10 protein-coding genes are annotated in these 9244 nt (G+C 68.7%); 5 read left to right on the top strand and 5 right to left on the bottom strand.

The features are described 5' to 3' along the window. Positions 1–105: 105 nt before the first annotated feature. Together ACLQ3J_RS20140 and ACLQ3J_RS20135 are read right to left on the bottom strand one after the other, a co-directional pair. A complete protein-coding gene (locus ACLQ3J_RS20140; RefSeq protein WP_169620206.1) occupies positions 106–1074 on the bottom strand; it encodes a PfkB family carbohydrate kinase in 969 nt (322 codons plus the stop codon). 126 nt (positions 1075–1200) lie between these two features. Beyond that, on the bottom strand, positions 1201–1551 hold the full coding sequence (locus ACLQ3J_RS20135) for an iron-sulfur cluster assembly accessory protein (RefSeq protein WP_169620207.1): 351 nt from the start codon (positions 1549–1551) through the stop codon (positions 1201–1203). Positions 1552–1710: 159 nt separating this feature from the next. On the opposite strand from ACLQ3J_RS20135, the gene ACLQ3J_RS20130 reads away from it, so the two are divergent. After that, on the top strand, positions 1711–2382 hold the full coding sequence (locus ACLQ3J_RS20130; RefSeq protein WP_425904237.1) for a DUF3043 domain-containing protein: 672 nt from the start codon (positions 1711–1713) through the stop codon (positions 2380–2382). Here the strand turns inward: ACLQ3J_RS20130 and ACLQ3J_RS20125 are convergent. Next, positions 2379–2603: a hypothetical protein gene (locus ACLQ3J_RS20125; RefSeq protein WP_425904236.1), complete on the bottom strand. Its 225-nt coding sequence runs from the start codon at positions 2601–2603 to the stop codon at positions 2379–2381. The two genes, ACLQ3J_RS20130 and ACLQ3J_RS20125, sit on opposite strands and share 4 nt — an antisense overlap. Before the next feature lie 122 nt (positions 2604–2725). Here ACLQ3J_RS20125 and cobT point away from each other — a divergent pair, with 122 nt between their 5' ends. Then, entirely contained in the window at positions 2726–3817 is a 1092-nt protein-coding gene (gene cobT / locus ACLQ3J_RS20120; protein WP_296550985.1) for a nicotinate-nucleotide--dimethylbenzimidazole phosphoribosyltransferase, read from the top strand. Beyond that, a complete protein-coding gene (locus ACLQ3J_RS20115; protein ID WP_169620211.1) occupies positions 3817–4581 on the top strand; it encodes an adenosylcobinamide-GDP ribazoletransferase in 765 nt (254 codons plus the stop codon). Before cobT ends, ACLQ3J_RS20115 begins: the two co-directional genes overlap by 1 nt. Positions 4582–4665: 84 nt before the next feature. Here the strand turns inward: ACLQ3J_RS20115 and ACLQ3J_RS20110 are convergent, their stop codons facing one another. Both ACLQ3J_RS20110 and gcvT read right to left on the bottom strand, forming a co-directional pair. Continuing rightward, positions 4666–5772, bottom strand: coding sequence for a branched-chain amino acid aminotransferase (locus ACLQ3J_RS20110; protein ID WP_169651810.1), 1107 nt, complete (start codon positions 5770–5772; stop codon positions 4666–4668). 33 nt (positions 5773–5805) lie between these two features. Then, positions 5806–6906 carry a glycine cleavage system aminomethyltransferase GcvT gene (gene gcvT, locus ACLQ3J_RS20105; protein ID WP_425904235.1) on the bottom strand — a complete coding sequence of 367 codons (1101 nt, stop codon included), beginning with the start codon at positions 6904–6906 and terminating at the stop codon, positions 5806–5808. 87 nt (positions 6907–6993) lie between these two features. Here gcvT and ACLQ3J_RS20100 point away from each other — a divergent pair, with 87 nt between their 5' ends. Beyond that, positions 6994–8505, top strand: coding sequence for a leucyl aminopeptidase (locus ACLQ3J_RS20100; RefSeq protein ID WP_425904234.1), 1512 nt, complete (start codon positions 6994–6996; stop codon positions 8503–8505). A gap of 304 nt (positions 8506–8809) precedes the next feature. Beyond that, positions 8810–9244 (top strand): biotin/lipoyl-containing protein (locus ACLQ3J_RS20095; protein WP_425904233.1); only part of this gene is annotated, 435 nt, incomplete at its 3' end.

Genomic DNA, 9244 nt, shown 5'->3' with positions numbered 1-9244 from the left:
AACCCCACCCCCCCCACCCCACCCCACCCTGGGGCGGGCCCCCCCCCCCCCCCCCCCCCCCCCCACGACCGTCTGTTGTCGTTCCGAGAGCCGAAGCCCGGTGAACTAGAGGATGGCGGCGATGTCGTCCGCGGCAGCCGCACCGTAGGCGTCGGCGAGACGCTTGAGCGCATCGGCCCGGTCGAAGGTCCACTCCTGCGTCCCGGTGGTCTCGAGGACGTGCACCGCGACCAGCGAGCCGAGTTGCGCGGCACGTTCGACACCCAGTCCTGCGCGGTGGGCGACGAGGAAGCCCGCACGGAAGGCGTCGCCGACGCCGGTCGGGTCCACCTTCGCGCGGTCAGGGACCACGCCGACGTGCACCCAGTTGCCGTCACGGTCGACGATGTTCGCGCCGTTGCCGCCGAGCGTGGTGATCCGCATGCCGACCTTGGCGCCGATCTCGTCCTCGGTCAGACCTGTCTTCTGCTGGAGCAGTCCCCACTCGTATTCGTTGGTGAACAGGTACTCCGCGCCCTCGATGAGCTCGGCGGCCTGCTTGCCGTCGAGGCGCGCGAGCTGCTGGGAGGGGTCCGCGACGAACGGGACGCCGAGCCGGCGGCACTCCTCGGTGTGGCGGATCATGGCGTCGGGGTCGTTGGCGCCGATCAGCACGAGGTCGACTCCGTGTTGTGCCACGACATCCGCGATCGAGATCTCGCGGGCCTCCGACATCGCACCCGGATAGAACGACGCGATCTGCGCCATGTCCTCATCGGTCGTGCACACGAACCGAGCCGTGTGCGCGGTCTCGGAGACATGCACGGACGTGCAGTTCACGCCGTGGTTCTCCAGCCAGCCGCGGTACTCGGCGAAGTCCGCGCCGACCGCGCCGACGAGCACCGGAGAACCGCCGAGCACACCCATCGCGAACGCGATGTTGCCGCCGACACCACCTCGCCGGACGACGAGGTCGTCCACCAGGAAGCTCAGCGAGATGTGTGCGAGCTGGTCGGCGAGCAACTGTTCGGCGAACCGGCCGGGGAAGCGCATGAGGTGATCGGTGGCAATGGAGCCGGTCACAGCGATGGTCACGTGGCTGTACCTTTCCGCAGGAATCGGGACGATGAGGCACTCGGGACGAGGCCGTAGCGCCCTCACGGTACCCGGAGACACGGGAGGGCCCCGGTGCTCTCGCACCGAGGCCCTCCCGAGACCGACTCAGTTGAACGAATCACCGCACGCGCACGAACCCGTGGCGTTCGGGTTGTCGATCGTGAAGCCCTGCTTCTCGATGGTGTCGACGAAATCGATCGCCGCACCTTCGACGTACGGAGCGCTCATACGGTCCACAGCGAGCTTGACGCCGGCGAAGTCCTTGATCAGGTCGCCGTCGAGACTGCGATCGTCGAAGAACAACTGGTATCGAAGACCGGCGCAGCCGCCGGGCTGCACGGCGATACGCAGTGCGAGGTCGTCACGGCCCTCCTGATCGAGAAGTGCCTTCGCCTTGGAGGCGGCGGCCTCGGTCAGGACGACGCCGTGAGTGTCGGTTTCTTGCTGCACAGTCATGGGCGCTCCCTGTATTTCGTGTCGGACCTGTGGTTCGTGTCGGACCCGGATGCCTCAACGGTACCGCGCCCGGATGTATTCCCCGTGAACGAGTCGCGCAACACAGTGGTATTGCAGCCTGGTTTACCCGTTCTCGCGAATATCCCATAGCCTGGAAGGGTGAAGTTGCTACGCCGCGGCGGTTCCGACGAGTCCGCCGACCACGAGGTTCCCGTGCCCGAGGCCCTGCCCGACGGGGAGGCTGTCGCCGCCGCCCCGAAGGTCACCACCGGCAAGGGCCGCCCGACGCCCAAGCGCCGAGACGCCGAAAGCCGCCGTCGCGGCCCGGTCGCCCCGGCCCCGATGACGGCGAAGGAAGCGCGCGAGCGGCGCAAAGCCGCACGCAAGTCGCAGTCGAAAGACCAGCGCAAAGCCGCTGCAGCCGAGCGTCGCGCGGCCGCATCCGAGCGCCGTAACCGGATGCTCGCCGGCGAAGAGAAGTTCCTGCTTCCCCGCGACCGGGGCCCGGAGCGCGCGTACGTGCGCGATCTCGTCGACAGTCGCCGCAACCTCGTCGGCCTCTTCATGCCGCTCGCGCTGGTGCTCATCATGTCGATGTTCCTCGGACCCGTCGTGCAGCAGTACGTCACGCTGGCGATGTTCCTCATGATGCTGCTGATGGTGATCGAGGGGATCTACCTCGGCCGTCTCGTGAACAGGAAGGTCCGCGAGCGTTATCCCGACTCCGCCCAGGGCGGATTCGGGCTGGGCTGGTACGCGTTCGTCCGCGCGTCGCAGATCCGCAAGCTCCGCGCACCGCTCCCCCGGGTCAAGCCCGGCGCCGCAGTCTAGGAATCTTCGCCCGCTCGGCACACATCGTGGTTTTCGGCCGCGGCCCGCTCGTCCTCGGACGGTTCGGGCCGCGGCCGATTCGTCTCTCCGGGCCGGAAGGTGTTGGTCCGCCACCAGGCCCGCGCCACCCACCGGGGCCGCGCAGCCGGGAGGAACCGGCCGATCTCCGGCGCGGCCGCGAGTGCCAGGAGAAAGCCCATGATCACTATGATGTCCGCCATAGTGCCAGCCTGCGGGCGATGATCTCCGAGCGAAAGTGGCAGAAAAGACATCCATCGTCGGATTTGTGCCACAGGGTGAATTGATAGCGTCAGTCGGTGATTCCCCACGCGAGAGGTGACATGTGACCAGCACCCCCGGCTCACCCGCCGGTATCGAGTTCCCCCAGCTGACCGCACCGGACAGGGAGGTGCGACTCGTCGCCGAGGAACGACAGCGGGACCTGACCAAGCCTGCCGGCTCACTGGGCCGTCTCGAGGTCCTCGGTTGCTGGGTCGCCGCATGCCAGGGCGAAGTTCCCCCGCACCCGTTCCGGCGGCCCCGCGTCGTGGTCTTCGCCGGTGACCACGGAGTCGCACGCAACGGTGTCTCCGCATACCCGCCGGAGGTGACGGCCCAGATGGTCGCCAACCTCGTAGCAGGCGGAGCAGCAGTGAACGTCCTTGCCGGCGTTGCCGGAGCAGGCGTCCGCGTCGTCGATATGGCGGTGGACGGCGACACCCCCGCCGAGGTGTCCACCTTCAAGATCCGGCGCTCGAGCGGGAGCATCGACCGCGAAGACGCGCTGACCCACGACGAGACGGTACGGGCGGTCGAGGCCGGTCGCTCACTCGCCGACCGAGAGGTCGACGAAGGGGCGGATCTCCTGATCGCCGGTGACATGGGGATCGGTAACACCACCCCCGCCACCGTCCTCATCGCGACGCTGACGAGCACCGAACCTGTCGCCGCCGTCGGCCGCGGCACCGGAGTCGACGACGCCGGCTGGATGCGCAAGGTCACCGCCATCCGCGACGCGATGCGGCGTGCACGTCCGCACACCCGCGATCCCATCGCCCTGCTGCGCACAGCGGGCGGTGCCGATTTCGCCGCCATGGCGGGATATCTGTCGCAGGCTGCGGTACGCCGCACGCCCGTGATCCTCGACGGCGTCGTGGTCACCGCTGCGGCGATGGTGGCCGAAGAACTGACCCCGGGCGCAGCACGATGGTGGGTCGCCGGGCATCGGTCCGCCGAACCGGCCCACACGATCGCGCTGCGCCACCTGCGACTCGAACCGATTCTGGATCTCGACATGCGGCTGGGCGAAGGATCGGGCGCGGTGGCCGCACTCCCCGTCGTGCAGGGTGCGGTGGAGATCCTGGCGAGCATGGCGACGTTCTCGGAGGCCGGAGTCAGTACCCGCGACGAGGCTCCCACCAAGACCGCCGGGTGATGCTGCGCCGGTGGATCGACGGCGTGTCGCTGTCGCTCTCGTGGCTGACCGTCCTTCCCGCGCGGGGCCCGCACGACATCGACAGAACGGTCGCGGGCCGGGCGATCACCGCCGCTCCCGTCGCCGGCCTGGTACTGGGTGCAGCAGCGGCCGCGGTGTCCTGGGTAGCGAGCACCGCCGGTGCGCCGGTCTTCGCCACGGGACTGCTCTGTGTCGGTGTGCTCGCCGTCGGGACCCGTGGGATGCACGTCGACGGGCTGAGCGACACGGCCGACGGTCTCGGTTGTTACGGACCGCCCGAACGTGCCCGGGAAGTGATGCACAGCGGCGGAGCGGGGCCGTTCGGTGTCGTCGCGTCGATCGTCGTACTCGGCATTCAGGCGGCGTCGTTCGGCGCGCTCGCGGACGCCGGTGGATGGGCGGCGATCCTCGTTGCGGTAGCCGTGGGCCGGGTCGCCGTGGTGCTCGCGTGCCGCCGAGGAGTGCCCGCGGCGCCGGGAAGCGGCTTCGGCACCCTGGTGGCCGGAACGCAGGGTCCGCTTCCGATCGCGCTGTGGCTGGTCGCGGCGACAGCCGCTGCCGTCCTGACCACGCCCGCAACGCCGTGGCTCGGCCCGCTTGCCGTACTCGTGGCGCTGGTGTTGTCGGCTCTGTTCGTGCGGCACTGCGCCCGCCGGTTCGGCGGACTCAACGGCGACGTGCTCGGCGCGGCGCTGGAAGGCACGGTCGCGGCGGTCGCACTGGTGGCTGCGACCGCGCTCTGACAGAGCCGACCGGCCGAAACAGAGAAGGCCGCGACCGTCGGTACGGTCGCGACCCTCTCCGGGTGCAGATCTCTGCGGGCTGATCTACGCGCGCAGCGTCGTCATCCAGCCGTGCGTGTCGGCGAACGTGCCGCGCTGGATACCGGTCAGCGTGTCGCGCAGCGCCATCGTCACCGGTCCCGGTTCGCCGTCTCCGATGATGAACTCGCCGTCCTTGTCCTTGATTCTGCCGACCGGGGTGATCACGGCTGCGGTTCCACACGCGAACACCTCGGTGATCTCCCCGCTTGCGGCCTTCTCACGCCACTCGTCGGTGCTGATCCGCTGTTCGTCCACGACCAGACCGGAATCCGTGGCGAGAGTCAGCAGCGAGTCGCGGGTGATGCCGGGCAGCAACGACCCCGACAGTTCCGGGGTGACGAGACGCGCATCCGCGCCGGACCCGTACACGAAGTACAGGTTCATCCCGCCCATCTCCTCGACGTACTTGCGTTCGATCGCGTCGAGCCACACCACCTGGTCACAACCCTGCTCGGCGGCGTGGGCCTGCGCGACGAGCGACGCCGCATAGTTGCCGGCGAACTTCGCGGCACCCGTGCCGCCGGGCGAGGCGCGCACGTATTCACGCGAGAGCCACACGCTCACCGGGCGCACGCCGCGCGGGAAGTAGGCGCCGGCGGGAGAGGCGATGAGGAGGTATCGGTACTCGTGGGCGGGCCGCACGCCGAGTGCAGGCTCGGTCGCGAACATGAAGGGCCGCAGATACAGCGACTCCTCCCCGCCCGCCGCGGGAACCCACTCGTGGTCGACGTCGAGCAGTTCGCGGACCGACTTCTCGAACAACTCCGGCGGCAGGTACGGCATGGCCAGGCGCTCGGCGGACCGGTTCATCCGCGCCGCATTCTCACTCAACCGGAACGACGAGATGCTGCCGTCCGCCTGCCGGTACGCCTTGAGTCCTTCGAAGATCGCCTGGCCGTAGTGCAGCACCATGGCAGCGGGATCGATCTGGATCGGGGCGTACGGCTCGACCTTCGCGTCGTGCCAGCCGACACCTTCGGTATAGGTGATCGACACCATGTGATCGGTGAAGTACTGCCCGAATCCGGGCTCGGACAGAATCTCCTGTCGCCGCTCCGCAGAGCTGGGTGAGGAATGCGGGACGCGGACGAATTCGAGGACACCTGTCATGAACGACAATCCTAACAATCAGCGGAAACGAATCTACTTCGTGTGGTCCTCGACGAACGGCGGGTTCACGACCTCGGCCCGCAACGACCGGCCCCGCACGTCCACCGTGACCTCGTCACCGGCGGCGATTCCCGGGGCGGTGTCGAGAAGTGCGAGCGCGATACCGATCTTGAGCGTGGGTGAGAACGTTCCGGACGTGGTCTGCCCGACGGGCACGCCGTCACGGGAGACGGTCAGCCCCTGGCGCAACACCCCGCGGTCGACGGCCCGCAGACCCCACAGGCGCCGTGCCGGTCCGGATTCCTTCTCGGCGAGGAGCGCCTCGCGACCCCAGAAGTGCGGCTTCTTCCAGCCGACGGCCCAGCCCACCCGTGCCTGGACGGGCGAGATGTCGACGGACAACTCGTGCCCGTGCAGTGCGTAACCCATCTCGGTCCGCAGCGTGTCGCGAGCGCCGAGGCCTGCCACCTGCCCACCGGCGTCACGGACCGACGCCGCGAGCGCGCGAAACACCGTCTCGGCGTCGTCCCAGCGGGGCAGCACCTCGAACCCGCGCTCACCGGTGTAGCCGCTGCGGCACACCCGCACCGGCATGCCCTGGTAGTCGGCGTCGACGAAACCCATGTAGGCGATGTCGGTGGGCAGCCCGAGGCCGGCAAGCACGTCCTCGGCCCGCGGTCCCTGCACGGCGAACACCGCGAAGTCGCGATGCTGGTTCGAGACGGTCACCCCGTCCGGTGCCGCGGCGGACAGCGCCTCGACGACTGCGGCGGTGTTCGCCGCATTGGGAACGAGGAACAGTTCGTCGTCGGAGACGTAGTAGACGATGAGGTCGTCGGTGACACCGCCGGTCTCGGTGCAGCACAGGGTGTACTGCGCCTTGCCGGGGCCGATCTTGGCGAGGTCGTTGGTGAGCGCGGCGTTCACGAATGCGGCAGCGCCCGGGCCGTGGACCAGGGCTTTACCCAGGTGGCTGACATCGAACAGGCCCACGGCCTCACGGACCGCGGTGTGCTCGGCGACCGTCCCGGCATAGGAGACGGGCATCTCCCAGCCACCGAACGGTGCGAAGGTGGCGCCGAGTTCGACATGGACGGCGTGGATGGGCCCCTGCTGGAGTTCCTCGTCACTCATGTCGCACGACGCTATCCCACCGCTGCGACCGTTCGGACGGTGGTCACTAGCATCGAAGCCATCACCCCCGCTTCCTAGGAGTTGCCTGTGAGCACACCGACCCCCGCACTTCCCGAACTCGCACTCGCCGGTTCGGTATCCAAGCGAGCCGACGTTCTCGTCATCGGACTCACCTCGTCCGACAACGGTCCCGAAATCCTCTTCGGCGACGGTCCTGTCGACGAAGCGGTGCTCGGAGAACTGCTCGACACCCTGCAGGCGGTGGGCGCCACGGGCCGAAGCGAAGAACTCACCCGGGTCCCCGCACCGGCCGAACTTCCCGTCGCGAGCGTGCTCGCCGTCGGCCTCGGAGCCGCGGACCGTATCGACGCCGAACAGGTCCGTCGTTCCGCCGGTGCAGCAGCGCGTGCGCTGACCGGTGTCACCACCGTCGCGACCACCCTGTCGTCGGTCGATCTCGGTGCCGCCGCCGAAGGTTTCGCGCTGGGTTCCTACACGTTCACCGAGTTCCGTTCCGCGAAGTCGGCGCCGAAGGACGACGCGCGCCCCGCGACCCGCATCGAACTGCTCGTTCCGTCCGTGCGCGACCGGGCGGCCAAGGCCGTTCTCGCCCGGGCGACCGCAATCGCCGAGGCGGTGGCGACTGCCCGCGAATTCGTGAACACCCCGCCGAGCCACCTCTACCCCGCCGAGTTCGCCGAGCGCGCGAAGGCACTGGGTGAGGCTGCCGGGCTGAAGGTGGAGGTGCTCGACGAGAAGGCCCTCGAGAAGCAGGGCTACGGCGGGATCGTCGGCGTCGGCAAGGGCTCGTCGCGGCCGCCGCGTCTGGTGCGGTTGTCGTACTCGGCGAAGAAGCGGAAGGCGCCGAAGATCGCCCTCGTGGGCAAGGGCATCACGTTCGACACCGGCGGCATCTCCATCAAGCCCGCTGCCGGCATGGAAGCGATGACGTCCGACATGGCCGGTGCCGCCGCCGTCGTCGCCACCGTGGTGCTCGCCGCCAAGCTCGGTGTCGCTGCCGACGTCGTCGCCACCGTTCCGATGGCCGAGAACATGCCGTCCTCGACGGCACAGCGTCCGGGCGATGTGCTGACCCAGTACGGCGGAACGACGGTGGAAGTCATCAACACCGACGCGGAGGGCCGTCTCGTGCTCGCCGACGCGATCGTGCGTGCGTGCGAGGACGGGCCCGACTACCTGATCGATACCGCAACGCTGACCGGCGCGCAGATGGTCGCCCTCGGCAATCGCACTCCCGGTGTGATGGGCACCGAGGAGTTCCGCGATCGGGTTGCCGCGCTGTCGCAGGAGGTCGGCGAGAACGGCTGGCCGATGCCGTTGCCGGAGGAACTTCGCCGTGACCTCGACTCGCGGGTCGCGGATCTCGCGAACGTCACTCCGCACCGGTGGGGCGGCATGCTCGCCGCAGGCCTGTTCCTGAAGGAATTCGTCGCCGACGGTGTCCAGTGGGCGCACATCGACGTGGCGGGTCCGGCGTTCAACACCGGTGGCCCCTTCGGGTACGTCGGCAAGGGCGGGACCGGAGTGCCGGTACGCACGATGATCACCGTCATCGAGGACATCGCCGAGCGCGGCTGACCGCACCGCCGAGCGCGGCTGACCGCACTGCGGGCGCGCCCTGCTCCCAGCGCCACCATGCGCTGCGAGCAGGGCGCGCACTGTCCGCGGTGTGAGACGGTGCTGCCCCTCTGCAACCGCGCCGAGACGATGAGTGCAAGGATGGTTACGGCCATGCCTCGCTTGGGCAGCGGTCCGTCTACCCCTGAAGCACCCGCACGAGTCTCCGGCCTCGAGCACAATGGTGACGACCACACAATGGTTGTCGACCACGAGTCGGTACAACTCAACACACACGAACACAACCGTCGAGGAGTCAACAGACATGGCCTTCTCCGTCCAGATGCCAGCGCTTGGTGAAAGCGTCACCGAGGGAACTGTCACGCGATGGCTCAAGCAGGAAGGAGACACGGTCGATGTCGACGAGCCCTTGCTCGAAGTCTCCACTGACAAGGTGGACACCGAGATCCCCTCGCCCGCTGCAGGCGTCCTGGTCAAGATCGTCGCTCAGGAAGACGACACGGTCGAGATCGGCGGCGAACTCGCTGTAATCGGTGACGCCGGCGAGTCGGCCGACGACGCCGCTCCTGCCGAAGAGCCCGCCGCCGAAGAGCCCGCAGAGGAACCCGCAGCCGAGGAACCGGCCGCCGAGGAAGCTCCCGCGGCATCCGCTCCCGCTTCGTCCGGTGGCAGCGGCGAAGGCACCCCGGTCACCATGCCCGCACTGGGCGAGTCCGTCACCGAAGGCACCGTCACCCGG

The organism is Rhodococcus sp. DT1 (assembly GCF_049844875.1).
GTDB lineage: Bacteria > Actinomycetota > Actinomycetes > Mycobacteriales > Mycobacteriaceae > Rhodococcus.
The sequence above is the reverse complement of the archived record's forward strand: the minus strand, read 5'-3'. Positions and strand labels throughout refer to the sequence as shown.

Bases quoted from the DNA above. Each gene is read 5' to 3' on its own strand.
- gcvT (WP_425904235.1), bottom strand. From the start codon at position 6,906: ATGAGTGACGAGGAACTCCAGCAGGGGCCCATCCACGCCGTCCATGTC.
- ACLQ3J_RS20110 (WP_169651810.1), bottom strand. From the start codon at position 5,772: ATGACAGGTGTCCTCGAATTCGTCCGCGTCCCGCATTCCTCACCCAGC.
- ACLQ3J_RS20115 (WP_169620211.1), top strand. From the start codon at position 3,817: ATGCTGCGCCGGTGGATCGACGGCGTGTCGCTGTCGCTCTCGTGGCTG.
- ACLQ3J_RS20125 (WP_425904236.1), bottom strand. From the start codon at position 2,603: ATGGCGGACATCATAGTGATCATGGGCTTTCTCCTGGCACTCGCGGCC.
- ACLQ3J_RS20135 (WP_169620207.1), bottom strand. From the start codon at position 1,551: ATGACTGTGCAGCAAGAAACCGACACTCACGGCGTCGTCCTGACCGAG.